Origin of the sequence: Pleomorphomonas oryzae DSM 16300 (assembly GCF_000422965.1) — a bacterium.
GTDB lineage: Bacteria > Pseudomonadota > Alphaproteobacteria > Rhizobiales > Pleomorphomonadaceae > Pleomorphomonas > Pleomorphomonas oryzae.
In genome coordinates this window covers 68,668-95,345 of sequence record NZ_AUHB01000010.1, presented here as the reverse complement: position 1 = coordinate 95,345, position 26,678 = coordinate 68,668, and the positions used below count along the sequence as shown (strand labels likewise).

Annotated in this window: 27 protein-coding genes; 12 read left to right on the top strand and 15 right to left on the bottom strand. The window is 63.5% G+C overall.

Going from position 1 to position 26,678, the window contains the following annotated elements:
- Position 1 precedes the first annotated feature (1 nt).
- Together G522_RS27285 and G522_RS27280 are read right to left on the bottom strand one after the other, a co-directional pair.
- Positions 2-3,196, bottom strand: coding sequence for an efflux RND transporter permease subunit (locus G522_RS27285; RefSeq protein ID WP_051228714.1), 3,195 nt, complete (start codon positions 3,194-3,196; stop codon positions 2-4).
- Complete coding sequence (locus G522_RS27280; protein WP_036839724.1) at positions 3,190-3,387, bottom strand: hypothetical protein; 198 nt, start codon at positions 3,385-3,387, stop codon at positions 3,190-3,192. Before G522_RS27280 ends, G522_RS27285 begins: the two co-directional genes overlap by 7 nt.
- Before the next feature lie 308 nt (positions 3,388-3,695).
- Here G522_RS27280 and G522_RS27275 point away from each other — a divergent pair, with 308 nt between their 5' ends.
- Positions 3,696-4,340 (top strand): TetR/AcrR family transcriptional regulator, encoded by a 645-nt coding sequence (locus tag G522_RS27275; RefSeq protein ID WP_245586680.1) that lies wholly within the window; start codon positions 3,696-3,698, stop codon positions 4,338-4,340.
- 123 nt (positions 4,341-4,463) lie between these two features.
- On the opposite strand, the gene G522_RS0116655 is transcribed toward G522_RS27275, so the two are convergent.
- Positions 4,464-5,339 (bottom strand): LysR family transcriptional regulator, encoded by an 876-nt coding sequence (locus G522_RS0116655; protein ID WP_026792017.1) that lies wholly within the window; start codon positions 5,337-5,339, stop codon positions 4,464-4,466.
- A gap of 121 nt (positions 5,340-5,460) precedes the next feature.
- Between G522_RS0116655 and G522_RS27270 the strand changes: the two genes are divergently transcribed.
- Together G522_RS27270 and G522_RS0116645 are read left to right on the top strand one after the other, a co-directional pair.
- Positions 5,461-6,891 carry an MFS transporter gene (locus G522_RS27270; protein ID WP_084633234.1) on the top strand — a complete coding sequence of 477 codons (1,431 nt, stop codon included), beginning with the start codon at positions 5,461-5,463 and terminating at the stop codon, positions 6,889-6,891.
- A 13-nt stretch (positions 6,892-6,904) separates the two neighbouring features.
- Entirely contained in the window at positions 6,905-7,762 is an 858-nt protein-coding gene (locus G522_RS0116645) for a class I SAM-dependent methyltransferase (protein ID WP_026792016.1), read from the top strand.
- Positions 7,763-7,836: 74 nt separating this feature from the next.
- Here the strand turns inward: G522_RS0116645 and G522_RS0116640 are convergent, their stop codons facing one another.
- From G522_RS0116640 to G522_RS0116630, 3 genes are all read right to left on the bottom strand, one after another.
- Entirely contained in the window at positions 7,837-8,247 is a 411-nt protein-coding gene (locus G522_RS0116640) for a MarR family winged helix-turn-helix transcriptional regulator (RefSeq protein WP_026792015.1), read from the bottom strand.
- A 188-nt stretch (positions 8,248-8,435) separates the two neighbouring features.
- A complete protein-coding gene (locus G522_RS0116635) occupies positions 8,436-8,813 on the bottom strand; it encodes a DMT family transporter (protein ID WP_026792014.1) in 378 nt (125 codons plus the stop codon).
- 25 nt (positions 8,814-8,838) lie between these two features.
- Entirely contained in the window at positions 8,839-9,159 is a 321-nt protein-coding gene (locus G522_RS0116630) for a DMT family transporter (protein WP_026792013.1), read from the bottom strand.
- Positions 9,160-9,555: 396 nt separating this feature from the next.
- Here G522_RS0116630 and G522_RS29660 point away from each other — a divergent pair, with 396 nt between their 5' ends.
- Entirely contained in the window at positions 9,556-9,714 is a 159-nt protein-coding gene (locus tag G522_RS29660) for a DUF3563 domain-containing protein (RefSeq protein ID WP_084633233.1), read from the top strand.
- Positions 9,715-9,838: 124 nt separating this feature from the next.
- Here the strand turns inward: G522_RS29660 and G522_RS30090 are convergent, their stop codons facing one another.
- From G522_RS30090 to G522_RS27265, 3 genes are all read right to left on the bottom strand, one after another.
- Positions 9,839-10,117 carry a hypothetical protein gene (locus tag G522_RS30090; RefSeq protein ID WP_156886967.1) on the bottom strand — a complete coding sequence of 93 codons (279 nt, stop codon included), beginning with the start codon at positions 10,115-10,117 and terminating at the stop codon, positions 9,839-9,841.
- Between the two features lie 47 nt (positions 10,118-10,164).
- Positions 10,165-10,548, bottom strand: a complete 384-nt coding sequence (locus G522_RS0116615) for a hypothetical protein (RefSeq protein ID WP_026792012.1) — start codon at positions 10,546-10,548, stop codon at positions 10,165-10,167.
- A 670-nt stretch (positions 10,549-11,218) separates the two neighbouring features.
- Entirely contained in the window at positions 11,219-11,587 is a 369-nt protein-coding gene (locus tag G522_RS27265) for a hypothetical protein (RefSeq protein ID WP_169453542.1), read from the bottom strand.
- Between the two features lie 178 nt (positions 11,588-11,765).
- Here G522_RS27265 and G522_RS30085 point away from each other — a divergent pair, with 178 nt between their 5' ends.
- Positions 11,766-11,921, top strand: coding sequence for a DUF3563 domain-containing protein (locus tag G522_RS30085; RefSeq protein WP_156886965.1), 156 nt, complete (start codon positions 11,766-11,768; stop codon positions 11,919-11,921).
- A gap of 152 nt (positions 11,922-12,073) precedes the next feature.
- On the opposite strand, the gene G522_RS0116600 is transcribed toward G522_RS30085, so the two are convergent.
- Positions 12,074-14,071, bottom strand: coding sequence for an oxidoreductase (locus G522_RS0116600; RefSeq protein ID WP_026792011.1), 1,998 nt, complete (start codon positions 14,069-14,071; stop codon positions 12,074-12,076).
- 150 nt (positions 14,072-14,221) lie between these two features.
- Here G522_RS0116600 and G522_RS0116595 point away from each other — a divergent pair, with 150 nt between their 5' ends.
- The 3 genes from G522_RS0116595 (at position 14,222) to G522_RS0116585 (ending at position 15,937) form a co-directional block, all read left to right on the top strand.
- Positions 14,222-15,097, top strand: coding sequence for a LysR family transcriptional regulator (locus tag G522_RS0116595; protein WP_051228713.1), 876 nt, complete (start codon positions 14,222-14,224; stop codon positions 15,095-15,097).
- A gap of 166 nt (positions 15,098-15,263) precedes the next feature.
- Positions 15,264-15,422 (top strand): DUF3563 family protein, encoded by a 159-nt coding sequence (locus G522_RS30080; protein WP_156886964.1) that lies wholly within the window; start codon positions 15,264-15,266, stop codon positions 15,420-15,422.
- Between the two features lie 224 nt (positions 15,423-15,646).
- Positions 15,647-15,937, top strand: coding sequence for an HdeA/HdeB family chaperone (locus G522_RS0116585; protein WP_026792009.1), 291 nt, complete (start codon positions 15,647-15,649; stop codon positions 15,935-15,937).
- A 140-nt stretch (positions 15,938-16,077) separates the two neighbouring features.
- On the opposite strand, the gene G522_RS0116580 is transcribed toward G522_RS0116585, so the two are convergent.
- Positions 16,078-16,641: a DUF1499 domain-containing protein gene (locus tag G522_RS0116580; protein ID WP_026792008.1), complete on the bottom strand. Its 564-nt coding sequence runs from the start codon at positions 16,639-16,641 to the stop codon at positions 16,078-16,080.
- A gap of 66 nt (positions 16,642-16,707) precedes the next feature.
- Positions 16,708-17,124, bottom strand: a complete 417-nt coding sequence (locus tag G522_RS0116575) for a hypothetical protein (protein ID WP_026792007.1) — start codon at positions 17,122-17,124, stop codon at positions 16,708-16,710.
- Between the two features lie 395 nt (positions 17,125-17,519).
- Here G522_RS0116575 and G522_RS0116570 point away from each other — a divergent pair, with 395 nt between their 5' ends.
- Entirely contained in the window at positions 17,520-18,455 is a 936-nt protein-coding gene (locus tag G522_RS0116570; protein WP_026792006.1) for a bifunctional helix-turn-helix transcriptional regulator/GNAT family N-acetyltransferase, read from the top strand.
- Between the two features lie 53 nt (positions 18,456-18,508).
- Here the strand turns inward: G522_RS0116570 and G522_RS0116565 are convergent, their stop codons facing one another.
- From G522_RS0116565 to G522_RS0116555, 3 genes are all read right to left on the bottom strand, one after another.
- Positions 18,509-19,711: a pyridoxal phosphate-dependent aminotransferase gene (locus G522_RS0116565; RefSeq protein ID WP_026792005.1), complete on the bottom strand. Its 1,203-nt coding sequence runs from the start codon at positions 19,709-19,711 to the stop codon at positions 18,509-18,511.
- 198 nt (positions 19,712-19,909) lie between these two features.
- Positions 19,910-21,580: a methyl-accepting chemotaxis protein gene (locus tag G522_RS0116560; RefSeq protein ID WP_036839786.1), complete on the bottom strand. Its 1,671-nt coding sequence runs from the start codon at positions 21,578-21,580 to the stop codon at positions 19,910-19,912.
- Positions 21,581-21,731: 151 nt separating this feature from the next.
- Positions 21,732-24,143, bottom strand: a complete 2,412-nt coding sequence (locus G522_RS0116555; RefSeq protein WP_026792003.1) for a DUF1217 domain-containing protein — start codon at positions 24,141-24,143, stop codon at positions 21,732-21,734.
- Between the two features lie 291 nt (positions 24,144-24,434).
- Between G522_RS0116555 and G522_RS0116550 the strand changes: the two genes are divergently transcribed.
- Genes G522_RS0116550 through G522_RS0116540 form a run of 3 tightly spaced genes read left to right on the top strand, consistent with a single transcriptional unit; the run spans position 24,435 to position 26,667 of the window.
- On the top strand, positions 24,435-25,277 hold the full coding sequence (locus G522_RS0116550; RefSeq protein WP_026792002.1) for a transporter substrate-binding protein: 843 nt from the start codon (positions 24,435-24,437) through the stop codon (positions 25,275-25,277).
- Between the two features lie 60 nt (positions 25,278-25,337).
- Positions 25,338-26,000 (top strand): amino acid ABC transporter permease, encoded by a 663-nt coding sequence (locus tag G522_RS0116545; RefSeq protein WP_026792001.1) that lies wholly within the window; start codon positions 25,338-25,340, stop codon positions 25,998-26,000.
- 4 nt (positions 26,001-26,004) lie between these two features.
- Positions 26,005-26,667 (top strand): amino acid ABC transporter permease, encoded by a 663-nt coding sequence (locus G522_RS0116540; protein WP_425414072.1) that lies wholly within the window; start codon positions 26,005-26,007, stop codon positions 26,665-26,667.
- Positions 26,668-26,678: the final 11 nt, after the last annotated feature.

The following is a 26,678-nucleotide window of genomic DNA, read 5'->3' as shown; positions in this document are numbered from 1 at the left end:
GTCACTCGGCCGCCTTGGCGAGGTCGATGTCATCTTCCTCGTTGGCGGCCACGGGATGGGGGGCGTGGTGAGCGTGGGCGTCGTGGCTGGCAGCGGGGTTCATCCACTCCCTGAGGCGCTCGATCACCACGTAGAACACGGGGGTGAAGATCAGCGTCAGCACGGTGGCCGCCAGCATGCCGCCGACCACGGCGGTGCCCAGCGACTGCCGGCTGGCGGCGCCGGCGCCGGTGGCGAACATCAGCGGCACCGCGCCGAGGATGAAGGCGAACGCCGTCATCAGGATCGGGCGGAGACGCAGGCGCGCCGCCTCTTTCGCCGCCTCGATGATGCCAACCCCTTCCTCGCGCCGCCGTCTGGCGAACTCGACGATCAGGATGGCGTTCTTGGCGGCGAGGCCGATCAGCATGACGAAGCCGATTTGCGAGTAGACGTCGATCTGCATGCCGCGCAGGTTGATGGCCCCCATGGCGCCGAGCAGCGCCAAGGGCACGGTGAGCAGCACCACGAAGGGCATGGTCCAGCTCTCGTATTGCGCCGCCAGGATCAGGAAGACGAACACGAGGGCAAGGCCGAACACGATCGTTGCCGCCGAGCCGGCCTTCAGCTCCTGGAAGGTGATGCCCGTCCACTCGTAGCCGAAGTCACGCGGCAGCACTTGCCCGGCCACCCGCTCCATGGCGGCGATCGCCTGGCCCGAGGAGAAGCCGGGGGCAGGGCCGCCGTTGATCAGCGCCGAGGCGTTGGAGTTGTAGTGCGGCACCGTTTCCGGGCCCACGGTGGGCTTCAGTTCGCCGAGGGTGGACAGCGGCACCATGCCGCCGGTGTTGTTGCGGACGTAGAGGCGCGTCAGATCGGTGGCCGCCGAACGGGCGTCCTGATCAGCCTGCAAGGTGACGCGGAAGGTGCGGCCGAACAGGTTGAAGTCGTTGACGTAGAGCGATCCGAGATAGATCTGCAGCGTGTTGAAGATGTCCGGCAGGTTGAGGCCGAGCAGCTTGGCCTTGTTGCGGTCGAGGTCGTAGATGAACTGCGGCGTCGAGGTGCCGAAGCTCGAGAACATCTGCCGGGCGTTCAGTTCGGGCTGCTGGCGGGCGGCGGCAAGCAGGGCCTGCGTCGCGTCGTTCAGCGCCTGGCTGCCCTGGCCGGTCAGGTCCTTCACCTGGAATTCGAAGCCGCCGGTGGCGCCGAGACCGGGGATGGACGGCGGATCGAAGGAGAGGGCGAAGGCGTCGGGGATGCCGAGGAGCTTGGGACGAACTTCCTCGACGATTTTCGATGCGTTCTGCTCCGGCCCGCGCTCTTCCCAAGGCTTAAGGATGGCGAACTCCACGGCCGAGTTGGACTGGGCCGCCGAGGTCAGGAAGTTGAGGCCGGAGATGGCGCCGACGATGTCGACACCCGGCGTCTTTTCCAGGATGTCGCGCACCTGCTCGGCCACCCTGTTGGTGCGTTCCAGCGAGGCGCCGTCGGGCAGCTGGACGACCACGAAGAAATAGCCCTGGTCTTCCACCGGCAGGAAGGTGGAGGGAATGCGGTTCCAGAGCCAGTAGGTGGTGCCGATCGCCACGACGAACAGCGCCAGCACCACATAGCGCAGCTTCACCAGGAAGCCGACGCTTGAGGCATAGGCGTGCGACATCCAATGGAAGGCAGCGTTGAACCAGCGGAACGGCGGGAAGCGCGTCGCTCCCTGATGGCGCAGGAAGGCGGCCGACAGGGCCGGGCTCAGCGTCAGCGAGTTGAAGGCGGAGATGCCGACGGAGATCGCCACGGTGAGCGCGAACTGGTTGTAGAGCTGGCCGGTGACGCCGGGGATGAAGGCGACGGGGATGAACACCGCCATCAGCACCGCCGTGGTGGCGATGATCGGCCCGGTCACCTCGCTCATTGCCTTGCGTGTGGCGGCGAGCGGCTTGAGGCCGGCCTCGATCTGGCGTTCGACGTTCTCCACCACGACGATGGCGTCGTCGACCACAAGGCCGATGGCCAGCACCATGCCCAATAGACTGAGCATGTTGAGCGAGAAGCCCATCAGCTCCATCACCACCAGCGTGCCGATCAGCGACACCGGAATGGCGATGGCCGGGATGACGGTGGTGCGCCAGCTCTGCAGGAAGATGAAGACCACGGCGATGACCAGCACCAGCGCCTCGCCGAGCGTCTTCAGCACGTCGTCCATCGCCGCCTGCACGAAGCGGGTGGTGTCGTAATGCATGGCGTAGGAGATGCCGGCCGGGAAGCGCTTGGACAGCTCCTCCATCTTGGCCTTGACGCCGGCCTGCAGGGCGAGCGCGTTGGAGCCCGGCATCTGGAATACGCCCAGCACCACGGTGGGGTCCTTGCCGAAGAAGGCGGAGGACGAATACTGCAGCGCGCCTAGCTCGATGCGGGCGACGTCCTTGAGGCGCACCACGGCGCCGCTTGGCCCATCGGCCCGCACGACGATCTCGCCGAATTCCTCGGGCGTGCTGAGGCGGCCGATGGCGTTGACCTGCATTTCGAAGGCGGTGCCGGTGGGGGCGGGCGCCTGGCCGATCTTGCCGGCGGCCACCTGGACGTTCTGCTCGGAAATCGCCTGCTGCACGTCGACGGCGGTGAGCCCGAGGTTGGCGAGCTTGTCGGGGTTTAGCCAGATGCGCATGGAATAGCGGCGCTCGCCGAACACCTGCACGTCGCCGACGCCCGGCACGCGCTTCAGCGGGTCAAGGATCTGCAGGGCGGCGTAGTTGCTGAGCGCCACCGAGTCGACCGAGTGGTCGGGCGACGTCAGGTTGACGATCAGCACGAAGTTGGGGTTCTGCTTTTTGACCGAAACGCCCGACTGGTTGACGATGGCCGGCAACGACGACGAGGCCTGCGACACGCGGTTCTGCACATCGACGGCGGCGGTGTTGATGTCATAGCCGACGTTGAAGGTGACGGTGATGGTCGACGAGCCGTCGTTGGAGCTGGTCGAGGACATGTAGGTCATGCCTTCGACGCCGTTGATCTGCTGCTCCAGCGGCGTGGTCACCGTGTCGGCGACAACCTGGGCGCCGGCGCCGGGGTAATGGGCGGAGACCACCACCTGCGGCGGCGATATCTCGGGGAACTGTGCGACCGGCAGCAGCACATAGCAAATGGCGCCGGCCAGCACCATGATGATGGCGATGGCCGACGCAAAGATCGGACGTCCGGTGAAAAAGCTTACCATGTGCAGGCCCCGCCTTGCGGTTTGCCAGTGAACCGGGCGGGAACCGCCTTGCCGTCCACGTTGTTGATGAATCGGTCGCCGACTTGCCGCAATTTGCGGCGCAGATGGTCGGGATGCACCCGATCGGCGCGCATGACGGTCAGCACGATCGGGTCGCGGAGGAGTTCGTCGAGAGTGAGTTCTTTCTTCATGACAAGTCTCCTTCGCATCGAGCCGCCGACGAATTCGGCTGCTTTGTCTTTTGCTTGGCATCGGATGGTCCGAAAACCGGTGCCCACTTTTCGGTCCGATGCCTTGTCTTCCGCGCGGCATCGGGTGACCCGAAAACCGCTTCCCGCTCTTCGGACCACTCATCGGTCCGACGCCCTAGACCAAGGGCGTACAAGGTCATTGCCGCGCCAGAGGGGCGCTAGCCTTGACGTCTTGTGGGAGGGGTGTTACCTGTCAGTAACAGTCGTAAAGTTACAGATCGGTAACACAGGCGTCAAGGCGCCTCAGCATGATGGAGAATGACAAATTGGTGAGCGGCTGCGTGATGAAGCGGCCCCGCGAGCGGATCATCGAAATGGCCCAGCTCCTGTTCCGCAAGCATGGCATTCGCGGCGTCGGGGTCGACACGATCGCCGAGGAGGCGGGCACCAACAAGATGACGCTCTACCGGCATTTCGGCTCCAAGGATGAGCTGATCGCCGAGTGTCTGCGCGATACCGCCGGTCAGGCCGAGGTGTTCTGGCGCGATCTTGACGCGACATATCCCGAAGATACCCCCGAAGATTCCCTCGCCAAGCTGCACCAATGGGTGCGCGCCGTCGCCTCCTACGCCAGCATGGAAGGGGGCGGCTGCGACCTGCTCACCGCCGCCTTCGAACTGCCCGAGCCTGACCACCCGGCACGCCTGGTGGTGGAAGCGTTCAAGCGCGAGCAGCGCGGCAAGCTGGTGGCGCTCTGCCGCAGCGCCGGTATCACCGAGGCCGAGGGCCTCGCCGACGCGCTGGGGCTGCTCCTGGAGGGCGCGCGCGTCAACCGCCGCTCGGTTGGGCCCAATGGGCCGTCAGCGCATTTCGTCGCCATCGCCGAAGCGGTGATCGCCTCGTTCAGCGCGGCGGGCGAGAGGGTGAGAGAGAGGGAACTGGAGCGGGGGTGAGGGGGAGGATGATGGTGGGGCTTGTCTCGGCGCATGGCGAAGCGGCAGGCCGGCAGTTACGGATAGTCCCCATACGCCCGCGTTTGGCCGGGGCGATGTGGCCGGCAGGTCTCGTGAGCTCGTTCAGGTCGGTTGGGCCCTGAGCCTTTGCGCCATGAAGTCGATGAAGGTGCGGATCCTGGGCACGTCGCGCATGTCGGCGTGAACCCCCAGGCGCACGCCCTGGCTTGGCTCGGGAAGCGGGGTTGGAATCCGCGCGAGCCCCGGACGGCCGTCCCCCAGCACCCTAGGCAGCGCCGCCATCCCGTGTCCCTCCTCGGCTGCCCACATCTGCCCGTGCATGCCCGATGCTCTGAGCGCGATCGGCGCCCTGGGGGCGAGGCGCAGCAGCCAGTCGGCCTGGCACACTCTTGCCGCTCCCTCGTGCAGCGTGATGATTGGGTGGCACTCGCAGCCAGCCTCGAAATCGGGCGGGCCGAGTTTCTCCAGGAAGGCATGGGAGGCGTAGAGCCCGTAGGCCACATCGGCTATGCGACGCTCGTAGAGATCTTCCTTGTCGAAGGGCAGAAAGCGGATGGCTATGTCGGCTTCCCGGCGGGAGAGGTTGACCAGGCGGGGATCATTGACGACCTCGACCGAAACCAGCGGATGCAACCGACCGAAGGCCGCCGCGGTGGGCGCGACGATCCTGTCGCCAAGCCAGTCCAGGGTGGTGACCAGGATCGAGCCTTGCAGCCCGGTGTCGCGCGCCGCGATCCGCCGTTCCACCCCGAGCGCGCACGCCTCCATCTGGTCCAGGTTCTCGGCAAGCGCCGCACCGAGCTCCGTTGGCTGCAGTCCGTTCAGCGTGCGCTCGAAGAGCTTGACCCCTAGGCGGGCCTCGGCGGCTGCCAGCCGCCTGCCGACGGTTGGCTGTGTTGTGCCCAGCGCCTTGGCGGCACGCCCCAGCGAACCGTGCCGCGCGATCGCATGAATATATCGCAGATCGTCCCAGTCCATCTCGCACCTTCGTGAGTGAATGACCTGCATACGAATATGTATGCCTTCCGGTCCGCGCAAGTTGGCTTAACAAGGCGGAACAGAGCTGCCAATCCCACATCGGACATGAAGGAGGCCATCTGTGCCGACACGGAACCTGCCCAGGGAGCGCCTTGCGCTCGGGCTTCTCGCATTTGCGCATCTGATCATCTCACTCGACTACACGATCGTCTTCGTCGCGCTTCCAGAGATCGCCCGCGAACTGCATTTCTCCAGCCAGACGATGCAGTGGATTGTCAGTGGCTACGTCGTGCCCTATGGCGGCTTGCTGCTTCTCGGCGGCCGCTGCTGCGACCTGCTCGGCCGGAGGCGGATGTTCCTCTTCGGGCTGGCGCTGTTTGCCCTGGCGTCGGCCGTCGGCGGGCTCGCGTCGGATCCCGCGGTGCTGATCGCGGCCCGGGGCGTGCAGGGGCTGGGTGGCGCAGCGCTGTTTCCGGCAACCCTCTCGCTGATCGCGACCATGTTCGAGGAGGGCGCCCAGCGCAACCGCGCCCTGTCGGTTTGGGCGGGTGTCGGCGGCAGCGGCATGGCGCTCGGCGCGCTGCTGGGTGGCGCGCTGACGCAGACTTTCGGGTGGCCTGCCATCTTTTTCGTCAACGTGCCGCTCTGCGCCGCCGCCGGTCTGATCGCGCTGATCATCCTGCCGCGCGACCAACGGCGCGCAGGGGGCGGCCGCTTCGACCTTCCGGGCGCGCTGACCGGAACCTCAAGCGTCATCCTGCTGGTCCTGGCGCTTGTCGAGGGGCCGGAACTCGGCTGGCGATCCGCGACCATCGTGGGCGCGGCCATGGGCGCGGCGCTGCTGTTTGCCACCTTCCTGGCGATCGAGCGGCGCGTGCGTGACCCGCTGATGCCGCCGGACATCCTCCGCAGTGCCACGCTCGCAACCGGCCTCGCCATCACTCTGCTCTTCACGAGCAGCTTCGGCGCGATCCTCTATTTCCTTGCCCTCTATTTCCAGGACGTACTGGGGTTCGGCGATTTCGAGACCGGCCTCGGGTACCTCCTGCCCTACGGGCTCATTTTCGTCGCCTCCTCGTCCTCCGGCCCGCTCGGCAACCGCTTCGGGATGAGGCGCGTCCTGCTCCTGGGCATCGCGGTCGGCGGCGCCGGCATGGTCGGCCTGGCGTTGGTGGCAACCGGCGCGTCGAGCTATGCCGCGCTCATCCCGGGGCTAGCGCTCTACAGCATCGGCATGGGCCTGACCTTCCCGATGATGTTTGCCGCCGCCACCAACGGGGTGTGCGCTCGCGACCAGGGCATCGCTTCCGGCCTGGCATCCACTTTCCAGCAGGTGGGCAGTGCGCTTGGCCTGGCCCTGCTCGTGCCCTTGTTCAACCTGCCTGGCGCTGGCACGGCAACAATCGCCGGGGCGGCTGCCGTCGCAAAGGGGTTCCAATACGTCAACCTCGCTTCGCTCGGCGCCGTCCTCATCATGATGGTGATTGCGGTCGCCAGCAGCGATCCCGGCAGGACACGCAAGGGCCTGCCCCCTGCGGTAACAGCGGAATGATGGGAGGCGAACAATGGTCATCGAGCAAAGCAATGGCCCGGAGCCGACAGCCGAGCGGGTCGCCTTGTGGAGGGCTCTCCACGTCCTCGCCGATCCGCAGCCGCATGTCCTGGATGACCAGCTCGGATTGGAGCTTGCCGCCCCACCTGAAGGGTGGCGCTCGCGGGGAGACATGCACCTTCGCAGCTCGGCGCGCGCCCGTGCCTCAATTGTCGCCCGATCGAGGATGACGGAGGATCTGGTCGTGAAGGAGGCTGCCGGCGGCACCACCCAGTATGTGCTCCTGGGCGCCGGGCTCGATACCTTCGCCCAGCGCATGGGGCGCCACGGGTTGACGATGCGGGTATTCGAGATCGACCAGCCCGGACCGCAAGCATGGAAGGCGCAGCGGCTCCATGCGTGCGGCTACGGCATTACGCCGCGCTTGACGTTTGTGCCGGTGGATTTTGAACAGGGCGCCGACTGGTTCGAAGCCTTGAGGGCCGCAGGCTTCGATCCGAACCTGCCGGCCGTGTTCTCCCTGCTGGGCGTAACGCTCTACCTTCGCGCGGAAACGAACGCCGCCATCCTCAGGCGGATCGGGTCTCTTTGCGCCGGGACCGTGCTTTGCGCAAGCTTCATGGTGCCGCTGGACCTCGTCGAGACGTCGGAGCGGACCATGCGCCAACGGACCGAGCAAGGCGCAAGATCAAGGGGCACCCCCTTTGTCAGTTTCTACAGGCCGGAGGAGTTCCTGCGGGCCTGTCGCGAGGCGGGGTTCGGCGATGTCACGCACGTCTCGGCGGCCGATCTGGCAGAGCGCTATTTCAGGGATCGGCAGGATGGGCTGCACCCCTCGAGTTCGGAGGAGATGGTCATCGCGCGCCTGTGAGCGCGCTTTGGGCCTGCGGGAGCGAGCCGAGCCATCGATTTCCACGAGGACGGCGGTCGCGTCGTCGGAGCGGCTCAGCTCTTGCCGTTCAACCTTGCGGATAGCAGCGCCTCGCCGTCATGCGTCTTGAGGGCTGCGGCGAGGGCCGTGTCGTAGGCGGGCCGGGCGCTGTCGAGGCGGGCGCGTCCCTCGTCGGTCAGCACGGTGTAGACGCCGCGTTTGTCGTCGGGGCAAAGGTCGCGAATGGTCAGTCCGCTCCGTTCGAGACGCTCGACCATGCGCGACACCGAGCTTTGGTTGAGCCCGAGGTGCGCGGCCAGATCCTGCATCCGGAGTTCGGAATTCGGCGATCGCGACAGGATATCGAGCGCACGATAGTCCGAGAGGCCCAGCCCGTGCCGCTCCTGCAGGACCTTGCCCAGCTCGGCTTCGATGGCGGCCACCACGCGGGTCAGCGCCAGCCATGCATCGCCTCTCTGTGTCATGACCGGTGCGATCTCCTCTCGAGCGATCGGGAACGCCTACATGTATGGCCATGCAAGGGAGTGCTCAAGAGACATGCCGCCTGGAGCAGCCACTTTTCTGTCGGGTTGAGACAACCTGATCGGCGGGTGCTCCGGCGGGGTGAGCGACGGAGAAGACGCTCCGTGCCGGCGGGCCGAAGGTGCGGCGTTCACCTGCCTTGCCGCTGAAGCCTCACACTGTCGGCGAGCTTCAGCCAGACGACACCGGCGATGATGACCGCCAGCCAGACGGCCTGGATCGGCGTCAGCGGCTGATCGAGCAGGATGCTGCCCAGGATCGCCGCGCCGACCGAACCGGTCCCCGCCCAGACGGCATAGCCGATGCCGATGTCGATGGTTCTGAGGGCGGCGCTCAGGAAGTAGAGTGTCAGCAGGAAGAAGATCAGGGCGGCGGCCGACCAGCTCGGCACGGTGAAGGCGTGGCTGCCGCCGACGCTGAGCGCGTAGCCGATTTCAAAGGCGCCGGCGAGCATCAGCATCATCCAGGCGTGCCCGCGGCTTGTCGTCGTTTCGTGTGGTGTCGACATGGAAAATCCTTTTGGATGAAATGGATTAGACCGCGCCACTCAGGCGCAGGCCAACGACGCCGCCGATGATCACGGCGATGCCCACGACCTTTTTCCAATTCAGGCACTGGCCGAAGAACAACGCGCCGAAGATGACGATCCCGACGCCGGCAATGGACGTCCAGATGGCGTAGCCGACGCCGACATCGAAGGTGAGAAGCGCAAGGCTGAGGAAATAGGTGCCGATGGCGCCACTGATCAGCGTGGAGATCGTCCAGGGAAGGTCGGTGAATCCGTTTGCCTTGCCGGCGCTGATGGCAACCGTGATCTCGAAGATCACGGCGACTGCAAGATAAAGCCAATTCATGCCTGCTTCCTTTCATGGGATGGGGTTACAATAAGATGTATGCGCATGCAAATAAATGACTGCGCACGGGTTGTCAATATGTTTGCTTGTGCATGCATGTATATGGGTGGGGTTGTAGATCGGGCTTCATGAGGGCTGGGTACCGAAGCGGTGATCGCCTCGTTCAGCGCGGCGGGCGCCAACACTGTCCGGGAAAGGCAGCCGGCCGAGCTGTCGTGATCCCTCCTGGATTTCCGGGACGCCGGCTTGCTAACGGCCTCTTAACGATACGAAATCTGAAGGAGGCTTTCAGAACTTGCGATTAGGTCGCAGGGGCCTCTGCGTCTATATTGAGGGTGTCGAAGAGATGAGAGAAAGAGGCCGGAAACCTCCGGTCTGGAAGAAGGAAAACCTAAGATGTTCGCCACCCTCAAGCGTGCTGCCAAGGCCCTCCGCGTTCCCACCCAGGCTGAGCGCGACATGGCCTACCTCAACGAAGCCGGCGACCGCCTCGATCTGGAAGCTCGCGAGCGCAACCTCAGCCGCCGCAACCTCAACCGGGGTCTTGGCCTCTGAGGCGGAGCGGCCGGCAAGTCAGCCGGCCTGGATACGACGTTGAGCGCTCGACACCTGACCGGTTCGAGCGCTTTGTCGTTTTCGCCGCCAGGCAAATACGGTTTATCTTCGTGGGCGCAGAACGCTAGCGATACCAGATCGGTCCGACGATCAGCCGATAGACCGTGAAGGCGCCGATCCCCAGAGCGATCGATGCAGACATCCAGAAGAGTGTACCGGTGCCCTGCAAATAGAGAGGAACGGCCAATAAAATGGCCAGGGGCAGCAAAAAACCGACCATGAGCATGAAGGCAAGCCCTCGGGATTTCCGGTTAAAGTAGACATAGCCTTTCTCCGCGCCGCAGGCGGGGCAGACAAACTCGCGCTCGGATATCTTGCTCAGGCAGTATGGGCAATGCGCCATTTCACACCCTATGTAATAATGAATTTAAAGAGCTTTCGCGCCTTTCGTTATCGGTATTCAAGAGCCTTGATCCGGTCCAAATTTTCTCGGCATTCATATAATTCCCGCCGCGACCTGGAGTCCAATTCTGCTTTAGCCCATGTGGCGTGAAATAAAGAGTCGAGATATTTTTCCAACTCTACCAATTTTTGTATGAGCGCGCGACGGGCAATTCTTCCTTCTTCGGAGGTAGGCGGTATCCGGATGACGTAATCCACGCTGCTTTGAAACTGCCGCTCGAGGTGTCTGGCCTCCTCGTCACCAATGCACATCGAACCGGCAAGCCGTACGCGATGCGCCAGAGAGGCGCAGACGGCCTTGATGTCCCGATCGATCTCGGCCAGTTGCGCCGTCAATACAGCGCCCCGCCGTTTAAGAATTTTGGGATGCATTCTATCACCGCAGTATTTCTGTCTAGAAAGTAAGAAAGAGGTTCGACTTCGCTTTGGTCGAGCGAAGGCTTGGCTGGCTTTGAGAAATAGTTTCATATGACTTATGGATGCGAAGATCTTTCTTCGCGCCAAGCCACATGACAGGCACAACCCTAAAAGCTCAATAACGTTTCAATGCGGACTGGGTATGGTGTTGAACTCAATAATTCCAATGTCTAGAGACGATAACCTATGTCCGTCAGATATTATCTACAGGTCCTAGTCGGTGTGTCATTTAAAAAACTTTGTCGTCATCATCCAAACGGCCTGCAAATAGGCCGATCTCGATATGGCAGGATATAACCTGCTCCTTGCCGAGGCTTCACAATCATACGCATCAATCTGATTTCGTCCGTATATATTACGACCCCCTCCATGGCAAGAGGAGGCAGTTTGTCTTTTTTTGGTTGTATCGAGGCGAGGCTTATAACGTGATGAAATTCTTTCACGAAAAGTCTACGTGTCCTGATGCGCGAATAATTGAACAAGTGATCTAATTGTATACTTATGGGAGCCTGCGCCGATTGTTTCATCGGCGGCCGGTCGATTGGACTGGCACGCCATTCACTGTCGAGTCCGGCTCGCACGTCTCCATCTACCGGCTCGCCCACCCCGGGCAGACGCCTTGAAGTCAGCCTTTGGCGGTTGCCTGTCGCTTCAACACGTCCACGCAGGCTGACGACAGCTTGCTTTTGTTGTCGGCGAAGCATTGGCGCAGCCCGTCGCTTCCCGGCGAGAAGTCACTGCAGAAGCGACGGTAGTCGGCCGAGCAGGCGCGGCGCATTTCCGCGCGCGACGGAGGGCTGGATTGATCAACCGTCTGCGCTGCCGCCGCCGAGGCAAACAGGCAGAGAAAGGCAATGGATATCGTCCTGACTTGCATCTTGTCCTCGTTCAGCAATGGCGTCGCCTGGCAACCCGGCTCGCGGCGATACCCTGAGAGATGGCCGGCGGCGGGCGGAGCATAGCGGCTGGCCGGCAAGACGACAATGACAGGCATGAGCATCAGGAGGGCAGCGTGCCTCGAGTTGCAAAGGGACCCTGCTCAAAAGGAAATCTGAAGGCAACTTTCAGAACTTGCGATTAGGTCGCAAGGGCAACCGGACTTATATTGAGGGTGCAAAAAGAAATGAGAGAAAGAGGCCGGAAACCTCCGGTCTGGAAGAAGGAAAACCGAGATGTTCGCCACCCTCAAGCGTACCGCCAAGCTCCTCCGCGTTCCCACCCAGGCCGAGCGCGATCTGGCCTACCTCAACGAAGCCGGCGACCGTTACGACCTCGAAGCCCGCGAGCGCAACCTCAGCCGCCGCGGCAACCGTGGCTTCGATCTCTGAGGATCCGACGGCAGCAAGCCGACAAGCCTGACCAAGACGTGAGCGCTCGAAACCTGACCGGTTCGGGCGCTTTGTCGTTTCTGGCGCTGGTGAAATGGAGATGCCGCGCCATCCCGGGGACGACGCGGCATGTGGCGAATGCTCAGCGCGGATCAGATCGAGCGTGCCACCTCGTAGGCGTCCCAGATCGCGTACATGATGTTGGAGACCTGGCGGGCGTCGCCGAAGCTGTAGACCTCCGGCACCAGGTTGCGCACCTTGTCATAGAGGCCGCGATCGGACCGGTAGCCGATGGCGACGATGGCGCTGTCGGCCGGCACGATGGTTTCCTTGTCGCCAGTCTTCACCTTGAAGCCGCCGCTGACCGGCTCGGCCACGTAGCTCGACGTGAGGATGTCGATCTTCTTGAAGATCAGGAGATCGTGCAGCATGTCGTGGTTGGCGTGGCAGAGCGGGCCGGCCAGCGCCAGGATCTTGGGCGCCAGCTCGACGATGGTCACCTTCTTGCCTTGGTCGTGCAGCCACAACGCCGTTTCGCAGCCGACGAGGCCGGCGCCGATGACGATGGTGCTGTCGCCGGCCGGCTTGACGCCGTTGAGCACGTCCTCGGCCGTGTAGACGTTCTCGGCGTCGCCGATCCCCAGCATCTTCGGCTGAGAGCCGGTGGCGACGATCAGCACGTCGGGCTTGGCAAGCCGCACCGTCTCTTCGGTGACCTCCTTGTTGAAGATCATCGGCACCTTCAGCTCCCGGAGCTCGCACTCATACCAGCGGATCAGGGCGTGGTCGTCTTCCTTGAAGTCGGGCACGCCGCCGGGGATGACGACGCCGCCGAGACGATCGGACTTCTCGTAGAGGGTGACGACATGGCCGCGCAGGGTGGCGACGCGGGCCGCTTCCATGCCAGCGATGCCGCCGCCGACGATCATCACCGACTTCTTCTCAAGGGCAGCCGTCAGGCCATACTCCGCCTCGCGGCCGCAGGCCGGGTTCACGGCGCAGGAGATCTGCGAATATCTGGCGAGACGCCCCATGCAGCCTTCCTGGCAGGAGAGGCAGGGGCGGATGCGGTCGATCTTCTCGGCGCGCACCTTGTTGGGCAGTTGCGGATCGGCGAGCAGCGGGCGGGCGAGGCCGACGAAATCGGTCTGGCCGGAGACGATGGACTCGGCGGCGAGATCGGGGTTGTCCATGCGGCCGGCGGTGATCACCGGCACCTTCAGCACCTCTTTCAGGATCCTGTTGTAGGGCAGATAGAGGCCCTTGGCCTGGTACATCGGCGGGTGGCTCCAGTACCAGCTGTCATAGGAGCCGACGTCGCCGTTGAAGGCGTCGTAGCCGGCGGCTTCCAGGAGCTTGGCTGCCTCGATGCCTTCGGGAATGTCGCGGCCCATCTCGACGAATTCCTCGCCCGGCAGGCCGCCGCTCTTCCAATCCTTGATGAAGCTCTTGATGGAGTAGCGCAGCGACACCGGATAGCTGGCGCCACAACGCTCCTTGATCGCCTCAACGATCTCGACGGCAAAGCGCAGGCGGTTCTCCAGGCTGCCGCCGTATTCGTCAGTGCGCTGGTTGAACATCGAAATGGCGAACTGGTCGAGCAGGTAGCCCTCGTGGACCGCGTGGATCTCGATGCCGTCGAAGCCGGCGCGCTGGGCGATCTCGGCGCTGTCGGCGAACTTGCGGACGTAGGTCTTGATTTCCTCGATGGTCAGCGCCCGGCAGGTGACGCCGTCGATCCAGCGGTGCGGGATCGGCGACGGCGCGACGGCCGTCCGGCCGACGATCGACGGCATCGATACGCGGCCGAAGCCGGCGGAGAGCTGCAGGAAGATGCGTGCATCATAGGCGTGCACCCGCTCGGTCAAGATCTTGCCGGTCTTGACGAAGTTGAGCGGGTTCAGCGTCGGGCAGGGCATCGAGGGCAGGGCGCACTTCTCGATCTCGTTCTCCACCATGGTGACGCCGGTCATCAAGAGGCCGGCGCCGCCCTTGGCGCGCTCGACGTAATATTCGACACCCCGATAGTTGTAGGTGCCGTCGGCATCGCAGAGCCCGCCCGGTCCCATCGGCTCCATGACGTAGCGGTTCTTGATTTCGAGACTGCCGATCTTCATCGGCTCGAACAGGATTTCGTGGTTCTGCTTCATCACGGTGTTCGCGGTTCAAGCCCCGCGCCTCTGGTTACTGGCGACTGCCTGCTGCCCAGCCGGGCAGGTTGGCGTCAGCCTAGAACTAGCGTTGCCATCTCTACAAAGACTTGATAGGCGTGATTGCCATACTCGGGAGATATGTACGCAATGGAGCTGAGGCACCTTCGCTATTTCGTGGCCGTGGCCGACGAGGGCAGCGTCAGCGGCGCGGCCAGGACGCGTCTGCACACGGCGCAGCCGTCGCTCAGCCGCCAACTCAAGGATCTGGAACGGGAATTGGGCGTCGAGCTGTTCGACCGGCAGGTGCGGGGCGTGGCTCTCACTCGTTCCGGCCGGCTGTTTCTCGGCCATGTTCGGCAGGTGCTGAAGCAGCTCGACGACGCCATCGACGTAGTGCGCAACGCGCCGATGATGATCCGCGTCGGTATTATTCCGGGGCTGGAAACCTTCGTGCTGCCCGAGTTCCGGCGGCTGGCACGCGAGATCGCCGGCGAGGTCGATATCGAGGTGACCAGCGCTCCGTCCACCGCGCTGATTCAGTATCTCAAGGACGGCAATCTGGACCTCGCCTTTGCTCGTCCCTCGGTGACCGATCTCGACCTGCATTTCGAGCCGATCGACCGCCATCGTATCAGCGTATTCCTGCAGACCGGCCATCCCCTGGCGCTCCGACCCGAGCTGACCTTTGCCGACCTCGTCGGCCATACCTACGTTGCCGTCAACCAACGTGTGGCGCCCTTTCTGCGCGGCGAGATCGATACCTGGGGGCAGCAGCGCGGTCTTGCCCTGTCGCCGACCCACGTCGCCGGGGACATTGCCTCCACCTTTTCGCTGATCATGGCGACGGACGGTTTCTCGCTGATGCCCGATTACGCCGAGCGCCTGATGCCGGCGACCTTGACCATGCGACCGCTCGTCGACGGACCGGCGCCTCTGATGCTGGCCATCGCCTATCGTCCCTTGATTTCCTCGCCGGTGCAAACGCTGGTGTCCACGGTTGCGAGTTCCTGGCCTCAAGCGTGAAGCACGGCGTCAGGGTGGTTTGAGCGAGCATCCCCCACAGAGAATCTGAAGGTGACTTTCAGAACTTGCGATTAGCTCGCAAGGGCAACCGGACTTATATTGAGGGTGCAAAAAGAAATGAGAGAAAGAGGCCGGAAACCTCCGGTCTGGAAGAAGGAAAAACCAAATGTTCGCCACCCTCAAGCGTACCGCCAAGCTCTTCAGCCTTCCCACCCAGGCCGAGCGCGACCTGGCCTACCTCAACGAAGCCGGCGACCGTTACGACCTCGAAGCCCGCGAGCGTAACTTGAGCCGCCGCAACCTCAACCGGACCCTCGGCCTCTGAGGATCTGACGGCAGCAAGCCGACAAGCCTGACCACGACGTGTAGCGCTCGATACCTGACCGGTTCGGGCGCTTTGTCGTTTTCTGAGGCCTACGGCGCCGGCTTCAAATGGTACGGCGGCCGATACCGCCTTCACCAAGCCTCAAGTGTTTCATGTTATGAAGGATTAGCCGGTGATGGCAGGCGCGAACGTCTGCGGCTGGTTTACTGGGGAAGGGGCATATCATGAAATCAGTTTGGGTCGCCGCCGGTGTCGGCGCATTGTTCGCCGTTCTGCCGACGCTGGCCGCGGCCGGCGAGAAGGTCGATATGGCCGAGCTCACCTGCAAGCAGTTCCTGGCCGACGAAGAGGGCATTCTGCCGACGGTGGTCTGGATCGACGGCTATCTCAGCCATCAGAGCGGCAACACGGTGATCGACATGGATCAGCTGGTGGCCAACGTGAAGCAGATCGCTGGCGAGTGCGCCAACGAACCCGACAAGAAGATCATGGATCTGGTGCCGGCAGACGAATAAGCATCTGCCCGAAAAGTTGCAGACTTTTCGGATAAAGCGGATGCGGAAAAGAAATCACCACATCTGCCCGAAAAGGCGCAGACTTTTCGGATCAAGGCTTAACGAGAGAACCGCCCTGGCATTTGCCGCGGGCGGTTCTTTCATTTCTTGGGTGTGGCTGGGGCAGGGGCTGGCTTGGCAGAGGGGGGCGGCTTGGCTGGCCCGGTCTGGGGCGTCGCGACGGGCGTCGCCGCCGCCAGTTCAGCGTCGATGGCGGCGATCAAGGCCACGACGTTGGCGGTGTTGCGGCCGAGGTCATAGTAGCCGATCTGGCTGCGCGAGTAGATGTAAAGGAAAGCCCCGCCGCCACGGGCGGGTGTAACCATCACCGACAGTGTCGTGGGCATGCGCAGGGCCGGCGAGAAGACGATCGCCCTGAGGCGCGTATTGACCGGGTTCGCGCCGACGACGCGCACCTTGCCCGGCAGGTGCCTCACCACTTTCTCGACGATGGCGAACAGGGAGGCCGGCGGCAGGTCGTAACGGCGCGTCTCGATGTCGGGGATGCCCTTTTTGCATTCGTCGGCCGGGCAGGCCAGGCTGTCGTTGAGCTTGCCGGTGCGCGAGGGCACCGAGAAATCATAGGGACCGAGATCCGGCGAGCCGAACGCCGCGTCCCAGCTTGCTTCCCGTCCGTAGGTGTAGAAGGCCAGCACGAGGAGCATGAATGCCCCTAAGAGGGCCGCGAGCACCAAACCGAGGAAACGCAGAGGGGACATTGGATACCGGGGTCACGAGCGCGAGCGATCCCAGCTTTTAACCCGATTGAACAGGGCGCGCCAGAGGTCGGCCGATACCGTCAGCCAGCCGGCCAGAACGGCCATGACGACGATCAGCGCCAGGCTGTCGGAACGGCCACCGGCCGGCGTGCCGGCGGGGGCGATCGAGTAGCTCATGTCGCGCGGCAGCTCCTTGACATAGGGAACGGGATTGCCTGCCGGGTGGATGGCGCCGGTCTCGGTGTCGAGCGTGGCGACGGCCGGCACGATTTCGGCCGCTCTCACCGGCGACAAGCTGGCAAACAGCAGCGTCACCGCCAGGATGAGCGACGTGGCAACCGCGATGACGATCGAAGCGCCGGCGCCGACTGAGAGTTCGTGGTGTCCGGTGGTGCTATTGAATGGGGTGTCGTCGATCCTGTCCGTCATCGTTCTCGTCCTTGCCGCTTCAGCTTATCTCGGGACCAACCGGGCCTTCGGTCGGTGACTTTCGATGGGCTGAGGTATGACGTGCGAATGGGTCGCACCCATGCCGGGATTGAGGTGGGTGACGGGAGATATCGTGGCGATTTTGTGGCGGGGTTAACACTTGACCGGTGGAGGGTTGGTGGAGAAGACGAGTGGTTTATGATTCGTTATTTCTTTCAGTGGGTTGAGGTGCGACCGCTGCGCAGCTTGGTTAACGCCACGTAAAGGCAAAAGGTCGCTTTTTCAGAAGCTGACGCGACAATGGGGCACGCCTCGGACGGCGGAGAAACGGGTGGACTTCGTTGCATTCCGGGATATTGGTTGTACGATACAACTAAATTATGGGGCCATTCCAAGTGAACGCCAATCCCGCTGTCGTCGAAGAAATCCGTTCCCTGTCGCGCCAGATGGTGCGCGCCTGGGGCTTCATGGGTGGTGCCTTCGCCGGCACCGATCTGTCGCCATCCTCCGTTCATGCGCTGATCGAGATTGAGAAGGGCGGTGTGACGGCGCGCGACCTCGGCGGTCTGCTCCGGCTGGAAAAATCCAGCGTCAGCCGCCTGCTGCGCAAGCTGGTAGCCCTCGGCGACGTGGCGGAGACGACCGGAGAGACCGACGGTCGCGTCAAGATGCTGTCGCTGACGGCTGAGGGACGGGCGCGCGTGGCGGCGATCCATGCCTTTGCCCGCCGTCAGGTGACCGGCGCGCTCGGCCGCCTGGGGGAGGGCGAGGACCGCGCCGTGCTGGAGGGCTTGCGTCTCTACAGCGCGGCGCTTCAAGGGCGGAGCGACAGCGGTTCTGCTCCGATCGAGATCGTCGCCGGTTATCGGCCGGGCTTGATTGCCCGCATCACCGAAATGCATGCGCTCTACTATGCGCGGGAACATGGGCTGGGCGCGCGCTTCGAGTCGCTGGTATCAGGCGGACTGGCGGAGTTCTGCGGTCGCCTCGACAGCCCGTGCAATGGCATCTGGACCTTGCAGCAAGGCGGTAACATCGTCGGCTCGCTGGCGATCGACGGCGAGGACATGGGCGCTGATATCGCCCATCTGCGCTGGTTCATCGTCAGCGACGGCGTGCGCGGCGGCGGTGCCGGCAAGCAGCTCCTGGATACGGCGCTCGCTTTCGCCGATCAACGCGGCGTCCGCGAAACGCATCTGTCGACCTTCGCCGGCCTCAATGCCGCCCGCCACCTCTACGAGTCGCGCGGCTTCGTGCTGGCCGAGCAGCATGTCGGCACGCATTGGGGCAAGGAACTACTGGAGCAGTCTTTTATCCGGCGCCGGAAATAAAAAGGGACCGGAGCCGAAGCTCCGATCCCCTGTTCGATTCTGGCCCCTAGCGCTTACGACAGCGAGGCGGCGAAGCGCTGGATGCGGATGCAGGCCTGCTCCAGGTCCTTGGTGGCCGTGGCGTAGGAAATGCGGAAGTTGGGGCCGAGGCCGAAGGCCGAGCCCTGCACCACGGCAACGCCTTCCTGTTCCAGGAGCTCGGTGACGAAGTCGTCGTCGGAAGCGATCACCTTGCCGGCCGCCGTCTTCTTGCCGATCAGGCCGGCGCAGGACGGGTAGACGTAGAAGGCGCCTTCCGGCGTCGGGCACTGGATGCCGCGCGCCTGGTTCAGCATGGACACCACGAGGTCACGGCGCTCCTTGAACACCTTGTTGTTCTCGGCGATGAAGTGCTGCGGGCCGGTGAGGGCCTCGAGCGCGGCATATTGCGAGATCGACGAGGGGTTGGAGGTCGACTGCGACTGGATCGTGGCGATCGCCTTGATCAGCTCGACCGGGCCACCGGCATAGCCGATGCGCCAGCCGGTCATGCAATAGGCCTTGGACACGCCGTTGACGGTGAGCGTGCGCGACATCAGCGCCGGCTCGATCTGGGCGGGCGTCGTGAACACGAACTCGTCGTAGACGAGGTGCTCATACATGTCGTCGGTCATGATCCAGACATGCGGATGGCGAACCAGCACGTCGGTCAGCGCCTTCAGCTCGGCGCGGGTATAGGCGGCACCCGACGGGTTGGACGGCGAGTTGAAGATGAACCACTTCGTTCTCGGGGTAATCGCCTTGTCGAGCGCCTCGGCAGTGACCTTGAAGTTGGTCTCCATCGACGCCTCGACGAAGGTTGGGGTGCCACCGGCCAAGAGCACCATGTCCGGGTAGCTCACCCAGTAGGGGGCGGGGATCAGCACCTCGTCGCCGGGATTCAGCGTCGCCATCAGCGCGTTGTACAGCACCTGCTTGCCGCCGGTGCCGACGGTGATTTCGGCCGCCTTGTAGGTCAGGCCGTTCTCGCGCTTGAACTTGTCGACGATGGCCGTCTTCAGCTCGGGAATGCCGTCGACCGCCGTGTATTTCGTCTTGCCGTCCCGGATCGCCTTGATGGCGGCTTCCTTGATGTTGTCCGGAGTATCGAAATCCGGCTCGCCAGCACCAAGGCCGATGACGTCGCGACCGGCCGCCTTGAGCTCACGCGCCTTATTGGTGACGGCGATGGTGGCAGAGGGCTTCACACGGGCGAGCGACTGGGCAAGGAAAGACATTGAAGGACGTCTCCGAACGCTGAGGGAGTCAATCGTATCGGTTTAAATACGACCCTCCTGCTCTATTGCGGCGAGCCGGCTCGCGCAAGGTCAAACCGTGCGAAAAGCAAGCCGTTTCGGTTCCCGGAATAGAACTGCGGCCGCCTGCGGGGTAGCAGGCGGCCGAGATCCAGGTCCGTATCGGGTGGCTATCAGGCGTCAGGCGGCGCGGATGCCGTCGAGCAGGGCCTTGAACTGCTCCTTGAGGCGGGTGGCGTTGTCGGCCAGCATGCGGGCGGTCGCCTGCATCCGGTCGGCGCCGGTGCCGGTTTCGGCCGCATTGCGGTAGACGGTCTCGACGCGCCGGACGACGCCATTGGTGCCGTTGGCCACCTCGGTGATCGAGCGGGCGATTTCCTGCGTTGCCGCCTGCTGTTCCTCAGCGGCCGCCGCCACGTCGTTGGAGGCGGTGTGCATGCGCTTGATGGCTTCGCCGATGCCCTTGATGTTGCCGACGGCGTTGTGGGTGGCCGCCTGCAACTGATCGATCTGGGCGGAGATTTCCTCGGTGGCCTTGGCCGTCTGGCTGGCCAGCGTCTTCACTTCCTGCGCCACGACAGCGAAGCCCTTGCCGGATTCGCCGGCGCGGGCGGCCTCAATGGTGGCGTTGAGGGCGAGAAGGTTGGTCTGCTCGGCAATGCCGCGGATTAATTGGACGATGTCGCCGATGGTCTGGGAGCCGCTGGCCAGTGTCTGCACATCGTGGTCGGTGCGCTCCACCTGGCCCACCGCCTCGGCGGCAAGGCGCGAGGCCGTCAGGATGCGCTCGCCGATCTCGCGGGCGCTGGTCGCCAGTTCCTCGGTGGCGCCGGCCACGGTCTGGACGTTGTCGGTGGTCTGACCGGCCGCTTGCGACAGTTCGCCGGCGGCATGGCTGGTTTCGCCGGCACTGCCGGACATGGCGATGGCCGTGGTCTGCATATCGGTGGCGGCAACCGACAGCGAGGAAACCAGCTCGCCGACCTGGCGTTCGAAGTTGGCGGCAATCTCTTCCATCATGCGGCGGCGCTCGACCGCCAACTGGCTGTCGCGCAGTTCTGCCTCCTTCTGCAGGCGCTGGCGCTCGGAGAGGTCGTTGCGGAAGCTGGCGACGGCGCCGATCATCGCGCCGATCTCGTCGCGCCTCATGGCGTCGGGCAGGTCGACGGCAAGGTCGCCGCCGGCCATGCGATGCATCGCCGAGGTGAGGGCGACGATCGGCCGGGCGATGCCACGGTTGGCGAGCAGCAGGCTGATGCCGATGCCGAGAATGGTCGCCACGGTGGCCGACAGCAGCAGGACGAGGGCCGAGCGGTCGGCCTGGGCACCGGCGTCGGCGCGGGCGGCCGCCATCTTGTCGGAGGAATAGGTGCTGTAGACCTTCACCTTGGCGGTGACGTCCTTCTGGCCATCCAACGCCTTATCAAGGGCGGTTGCGACGGCCGCCTTGTCGCCGGTGGCGGCGGCGTCGACCATGGCGTCGATCGCCTTGAAATAGGCTTCGAGCGAGCCGCGCACGTCGGCAAGCTGCGTCTTCTCGCTGGCGTCGGCCACCGCTTCGAGCTTGGGCAGGCGGGCCAGCATTTCGGACGACCGCTTGGCAGCCTCCGTCTTGAAATCGGCCGCCTTTTCCGGTGCCTGCGCCAGCTGGTAGGTCATGCGGCTGATGGCGATGATGTCGATGCGCAGGTCCATCGCCTCGCGGGCCGCCTCTTCGGAGCGGCCGACCTCGGTGTAGGTCTCGGTGGTCGATTTGAGCTCGACCCAGCCGACAACGGCGATCGATACGGCAACAAGACCAACCAAAAGGACAACGGCAAGGATCTTCCGAGCAATCGAGAGGTTTTTCATGGGATGGTTGCCTTCACTCGGCCACAGGTCAATGTTGGCCAAATGATGGGCGGACATGTCTAATTTGGCGTTAATCGAAAGCCGACCCCATTACCTGACGCCGGCTAACGATCACCTCGGCGATGCTCGACTTCGACTTGCTTGTCCTTCATCACCCATGAGTACGACCGAGCTTGGCGATGGCCATCAGCGTATTCTGGTTGATGCTGCCGCGTCCGCCCTGCATCAGGGTGGCAAGCGATGACCCTCCCGACTGGCCATTCTTGAGGTCGTACATGGCCGTGAACCGCTTGAGGAACTTCTCCAGCTTGGTCGGATCGGACAATTCCTTGAGGTCGAGGTACTTTTCGACGACGTGCGCCTGCTGGTCGATGTCCATGTTGGCCATGGCGTCGGGCATGCTGTAGGTCGTGCGGAACACCTGGGCCAGCGCCGGGTCGGCCAGAATGTCGTAGGCAGTGCGGATATCGCCCGCCTTGCGGCGGAAATAGAGGGCGAGCCGAACGCCGGGGTTGCTGTCGCCTTGCTGGGTTTCAAGCGTTTGCTGATTGTAGTCGCCGACGGTCTCGCGCACCTGAATCGGCTTCTGCGGTCCGGTCGTCACCACGCGCACCACGTTACCGGCCTTGTCGAAGTTGAAGGCGCTGGCGATCTCGGCAAAGCGCTTGTCGCTCGCCTTGTTGGCAAAGCTCTTGGGGTCCTTGAGGTCCGACGTCAGGACCTTCTTGAGATAGTCGTTGGTCACCTTCTTGGGGTCGAGGCCCTTGGCGGTGAGCAGGATATCGACGGCTTTCCGGTCGGCCAGGAGATCGGCGACGCTGTCGACGCCCGAGACGGCGGTCTGGTAATATTTGGCGTCGGCGTCCGCCTTCTTGCGCAGCGAAACCAGCTCGGCGCCCTTGGCGAACTTGGTCTTGGCGATGATGTAGGCCTTGGCGATCTCGACGATTTCGCTGCGGTCCTGCGCCACCAGCGGCGTGGTGAGGTTGCCCTTGCTGTCGAAATTGAAGCTGCGGGCCAGCTTGAGATAACGATCGTCCTTCAGCTGGTAGACGTAGCTCTTGGGGTCGTTGAGGTCGCTTTTCAGCACCTTCTTGATGGTATCCGTCGGCACCTTGGCCGGGTCGAGACCGACCGATTGCAGGGCGAAGTTATAGACCTTCGGTGTCCTCAGGAACTGGTCGAGCGAGGTGATCGAGTAGACGCTCTGGCGGAAGTTCTTGATGGCCAGACGATCGGCTTCCTCGTCGGCGTCGTTGTAGGCGGCCATGTAACGGTTGGTCGTCGACAGGGTTTGCGCCGCTGTTTGTGCGTTGTCGGCGGGGTCGAGCGTGCCGTCCTGCTTGAAGTTGAAGGTGTTCATCAGTTGGGTGAAGGGCTCCTTCCACCGGCCGGACGAATTGACGAAGCTGGTCGGATTGGCGGGGTCGCGGTCCGAGGTCAGGATGCCCTTGATGGTCGCCGGTGGCATGCTTCCGAGACCGAAGGCGGTTCCCAGGAATTTGGCCATGCGCTCGCCGCCCGAGCCGTCATTGAGGAGATCGTCGACGGTTCGGGCGCTGGCCACCTTGGCCTCGAAGAAGCTTCTTTCCATCAGCGCGCCGGTGGGCGAGGTTCTCGGCTGGTTGACGACATAGCGGCGGTTGGTCACATCGCGGCTTTCGTCGGTCTGGGCATTCACCCCGTCGGGGAGCGTGCCATCGGCCGAGAACTGGAAGGCGGCGGCGAGATCGAAGTAACGGTTGATGGTGGCGAGTGCCGAATCCTGGGTGTTCATGTCCGCCCAGGCCACCGCTTGCAGGCGCCGCTGCTCGGTGATCTTGGCGTTCAGATCCGCCGTATCGGCGCCGGGTAGTTTCAGTTGCGCCGTATAGTCGTCGATCTTGGCGCTGGTATCGTTGACGGCGTCGCGCGCGGTGTTTCGCAAGGTGGTCGCCTCGTCGCGGCGCGGCCCCCAGACGGTGTTGACGTAGCTCGCGGGATCGGCCGGATCGCTGGCGAGGACGGCCGCCATGTCCTGCCGCGAATAGCGGCTGCTGTCGATGCCGAAGGCGGTGAACACATAGCTGCGCAGCCGGTCGTTGTTCAGGAGATCGTTGACGTTGCGAACGTAGCCGATGGCGGCATTGTAATAGCGGGTTTCCTCGGCGACGGAGGCCGCCTGCTTGTTGACCCCGGCGGTGTAAAGTTCGACGAGATCGTCGGTCTGGTCGGGCGACTGGGCGATGACGCTCTCACCGTTCTTGAACGAGAAGGCGGCAGCGAACTGCCGGTAGCGGGCATCGGTCAGCTTGTTGGCGAAGCTCGTGGAATCCATGAGATCGCTATCCAGGACCTTGCGCATGAAGGCCTTGGCATAAGTCATGTCCTCAAGGCCGTAGGCCTTCATGGCATAGCGATAGAGCCGGTCGTTCTTCAGGAAATCGTCGACCGATTTCACCTTGCCGATGTTGGCCTCGTAATAGTCCGCCTCGCGCTTGACCGTGGTCTGCTGGGCGACCCGGTCGAGCGACTTGTTCAAGTCGCGGGTCAGAAGCGTGTAGCTCAGGTAGGTCGACAGCATTTGGCCGCTCCTCGAATATTTGGCGAGGACTAAAGCATCCAAAGGTTGCGCGTGGCTATCGTGACTCCCGCAGGTATGTTTTTTGTTTCTGCCAGATACCTGGAGCCATCCTGGGAACGCCAGTCGACCGCGACCAGGTGCTCGGAAAGGGCGTGCCTACGGTCTCCAGATTCAACTTAGCGGGCTCTTGACAAGATGCGCACCCTGTACGTCAATAGGCGTGTCCGTTAAAGCGGACTAATGTCCACTATACCGGACATGCCGGGTGGTGGAACAAAAATGGGGAACAACATGCACAGGTCCATCCACACCGGTGGCGTCCTCGCCGCTTCCGTCTTCCTTCTGTTGTCAACGTCCGCCTATTCCGAAGCCAGCAAGCTCGACGACGTTCTGGCGCGCGGCCACCTCGTGCTCGGCACCGGCAGCACCAATGCGCCGTGGCATTTCAAGAGCGCCGACGACAAGCTGCAGGGCTTCGACGTCGACATGGGCCACATCATCGCCAAGGCGCTGTTCGGCGATCCCGACAAGATCGAGTTCGTCAACCAGTCCTCGGATGCGCGCATTCCCAACATCACCACCGACAAGGTGGACATCACCTGCCAGTTCATGACGGTGACCGGCGAGCGCGCCCAGCAGGTGGCCTTCACCATTCCCTACTATCGCGAGGGCGTGGGTCTCATGCTGAAGGCCGGCGGCAAGTACACCGACTATGCGACGCTGAAGGCGGCCGGCGCGTCGGTGACCATCTCGGTGCTGCAGAATGTCTACGCCGAGTCGATGGTGCACGCCGCCCTGCCGGAGGCCAAGGTCGATCAGTATGACTCCGTCGACCTCATCTATCAGGCGCTGGAATCGGGCCGCGCCGACGCGGTGGCCACCGACCAGTCGTCGCTCGCCTGGTACATGGCCCAGAATCCGGGCCGCTATGTGGATGCCGGCTACGGCTGGAACCCGCAGACCTATGCCTGCGCCGTCAAACGGGGCGATCAGGACTGGCTGAATTTCGTCAACACCGCCCTGCACGAGGCGATGACCGGCGTCGAATTCGATTTCTACGCCAAGTCGTTCAAGACCTGGTTCGGCAAGGACCTGCCGCCGCCGCAGATCGGCTTCCCGGTGGAATTCAAGTAGCTTTTGTAAGGAGCGGAGACGCGCGTTTCCGCTCCTTTCCCTTGCAACCGGCGAGGCACCATGGGCTATACGCTGAATTTTGCCGTGGTCTGGCGCAACTTCGACCAACTGCTGGCGGGCCTGGCGCTGAGCCTCGGCCTTGCCGTCATCTCGATCCTGATCGGCGCGGTGATCGGCCTTGCCGTCGCCTTCGCCCTGACGTCCCGCTATCGCGCGACCGCCTGGCCTGCCACGGCCTATGTGACGCTGATCCGCAACCTGCCGATCCTGGTGCTGGTGCTGTTCGCCTATTTCGCCCTGCCGCAGCTGGGCATCCGGCTCGACAAGGTGCAGAGCTTCGTGGCTGTGCTGGCGCTCTATTCGGGGGCCTATCTGGCCGAAGTCTTCCGGGCGGGCCTCCTGTCCATTCCCAAGGGGCTCACCGAGGCGGGGCTGGCGATCGGCCTGACGCCGATGCAGATCCGCTCGACCATCATCGTCCCGCTGATGCTGCGCAACGTGCTGCCGTCGATGTCGTCGACCATCATCTCGCTGTTCAAGGACACCTCGCTGGCCGCCACCATCGCCGTGCCGGAGTTGACCTTCGCTGCGCGCAAGATCAACGTGGAGAGCTTCCGCGTGATCGAAACGTGGATCGTCGCCTCCGCGCTCTATGTCATCACCTGTGCCCTGATCGCCGCGCTGATGCGGCAGATCGAGCGGCGCCTTGCCGTGCCGAGGTGAGGCGATGATCGCTCCATCCTTCCTCGACCAGCTCTGGCTCGCCCGCCACGTCATTCTGAACGGTCTCGGCATCACCGTGGCGATTTCGCTTCTGGCCATCTTTGCCGGCTCCGTGCTCGGCGTGGTCGTCGGCCTGTCGCTGGTCTATGGCAACCGCTGGCTTCGCTGGGTCGTCCGCGCCTATACCGACATCATCCGCGGCACGCCGGTGCTGGTCCTGGTGCTGGCCAGCTATTACGTCTCCTCGGCGGTGGGCGTGAACCTCGATCCCTTCTCGGCCGGCGTTCTGGCGCTCGCCGTCTTCTGCTCCTCGCATGTCGGCGAAATCGTGCGCGGCGGGTTGCAGGCCATTCCCAAAGGGCAGACCGAGGCGGCCAAGGCGATCGGTCTCACCTTCGGCCAGACCTTCGCCTACGTGCTGTGGCCGCAGGCGCTGAGGCAGTTTCTGCCAGCCTGGGTCAACACCGCCGCCGAAATGGTCAAGGCCTCGACGCTGCTGTCGGTGATCGGCGTCGCCGAACTGCTGCTGCGCAGCCAGGAGATCATCTCGCGCAACTTCATGAGCCTCCAGTTCTATTTCTTCGCTGGAGCCCTCTACTTCCTCGTCAACTACGGCATCGAGCGCCTCGGCAAATACGTCGAGCGCAAGACCGCCATTCCATCCTGAGGATTTCGATC

What these genes read in the sequence shown, in the direction of transcription:
- G522_RS27285 (WP_051228714.1), bottom strand. Translation starts at nt 3,196, where the DNA reads ATGGTAAGCTTTTTCACCGGACGTCCGATCTTTGCGTCGGCCATCGCC.
- G522_RS27280 (WP_036839724.1), bottom strand. Translation starts at nt 3,387, where the DNA reads ATGAAGAAAGAACTCACTCTCGACGAACTCCTCCGCGACCCGATCGTG.
- G522_RS27275 (WP_245586680.1), top strand. Translation starts at nt 3,696, where the DNA reads ATGATGGAGAATGACAAATTGGTGAGCGGCTGCGTGATGAAGCGGCCC.
- G522_RS0116655 (WP_026792017.1), bottom strand. Translation starts at nt 5,339, where the DNA reads ATGGACTGGGACGATCTGCGATATATTCATGCGATCGCGCGGCACGGT.
- G522_RS0116645 (WP_026792016.1), top strand. Translation starts at nt 6,905, where the DNA reads ATGGTCATCGAGCAAAGCAATGGCCCGGAGCCGACAGCCGAGCGGGTC.
- G522_RS0116640 (WP_026792015.1), bottom strand. Translation starts at nt 8,247, where the DNA reads ATGACACAGAGAGGCGATGCATGGCTGGCGCTGACCCGCGTGGTGGCC.
- G522_RS0116635 (WP_026792014.1), bottom strand. Translation starts at nt 8,813, where the DNA reads ATGTCGACACCACACGAAACGACGACAAGCCGCGGGCACGCCTGGATG.
- G522_RS0116630 (WP_026792013.1), bottom strand. Translation starts at nt 9,159, where the DNA reads ATGAATTGGCTTTATCTTGCAGTCGCCGTGATCTTCGAGATCACGGTT.
- G522_RS29660 (WP_084633233.1), top strand. Translation starts at nt 9,556, where the DNA reads ATGTTCGCCACCCTCAAGCGTGCTGCCAAGGCCCTCCGCGTTCCCACC.
- G522_RS30090 (WP_156886967.1), bottom strand. Translation starts at nt 10,117, where the DNA reads ATGGCGCATTGCCCATACTGCCTGAGCAAGATATCCGAGCGCGAGTTT.
- G522_RS0116615 (WP_026792012.1), bottom strand. Translation starts at nt 10,548, where the DNA reads ATGCATCCCAAAATTCTTAAACGGCGGGGCGCTGTATTGACGGCGCAA.
- G522_RS27265 (WP_169453542.1), bottom strand. Translation starts at nt 11,587, where the DNA reads ATGCCTGTCATTGTCGTCTTGCCGGCCAGCCGCTATGCTCCGCCCGCC.
- G522_RS30085 (WP_156886965.1), top strand. Translation starts at nt 11,766, where the DNA reads ATGTTCGCCACCCTCAAGCGTACCGCCAAGCTCCTCCGCGTTCCCACC.
- G522_RS0116600 (WP_026792011.1), bottom strand. Translation starts at nt 14,071, where the DNA reads ATGAAGCAGAACCACGAAATCCTGTTCGAGCCGATGAAGATCGGCAGT.
- G522_RS0116595 (WP_051228713.1), top strand. Translation starts at nt 14,222, where the DNA reads ATGGAGCTGAGGCACCTTCGCTATTTCGTGGCCGTGGCCGACGAGGGC.
- G522_RS30080 (WP_156886964.1), top strand. Translation starts at nt 15,264, where the DNA reads ATGTTCGCCACCCTCAAGCGTACCGCCAAGCTCTTCAGCCTTCCCACC.
- G522_RS0116585 (WP_026792009.1), top strand. Translation starts at nt 15,647, where the DNA reads ATGAAATCAGTTTGGGTCGCCGCCGGTGTCGGCGCATTGTTCGCCGTT.
- G522_RS0116580 (WP_026792008.1), bottom strand. Translation starts at nt 16,641, where the DNA reads ATGCTCCTCGTGCTGGCCTTCTACACCTACGGACGGGAAGCAAGCTGG.
- G522_RS0116575 (WP_026792007.1), bottom strand. Translation starts at nt 17,124, where the DNA reads ATGACGGACAGGATCGACGACACCCCATTCAATAGCACCACCGGACAC.
- G522_RS0116565 (WP_026792005.1), bottom strand. Translation starts at nt 19,711, where the DNA reads ATGTCTTTCCTTGCCCAGTCGCTCGCCCGTGTGAAGCCCTCTGCCACC.
- G522_RS0116560 (WP_036839786.1), bottom strand. Translation starts at nt 21,580, where the DNA reads ATGAAAAACCTCTCGATTGCTCGGAAGATCCTTGCCGTTGTCCTTTTG.
- G522_RS0116555 (WP_026792003.1), bottom strand. Translation starts at nt 24,143, where the DNA reads ATGCTGTCGACCTACCTGAGCTACACGCTTCTGACCCGCGACTTGAAC.
- G522_RS0116550 (WP_026792002.1), top strand. Translation starts at nt 24,435, where the DNA reads ATGCACAGGTCCATCCACACCGGTGGCGTCCTCGCCGCTTCCGTCTTC.
- G522_RS0116545 (WP_026792001.1), top strand. Translation starts at nt 25,338, where the DNA reads ATGGGCTATACGCTGAATTTTGCCGTGGTCTGGCGCAACTTCGACCAA.
- G522_RS0116540 (WP_425414072.1), top strand. Translation starts at nt 26,005, where the DNA reads ATGATCGCTCCATCCTTCCTCGACCAGCTCTGGCTCGCCCGCCACGTC.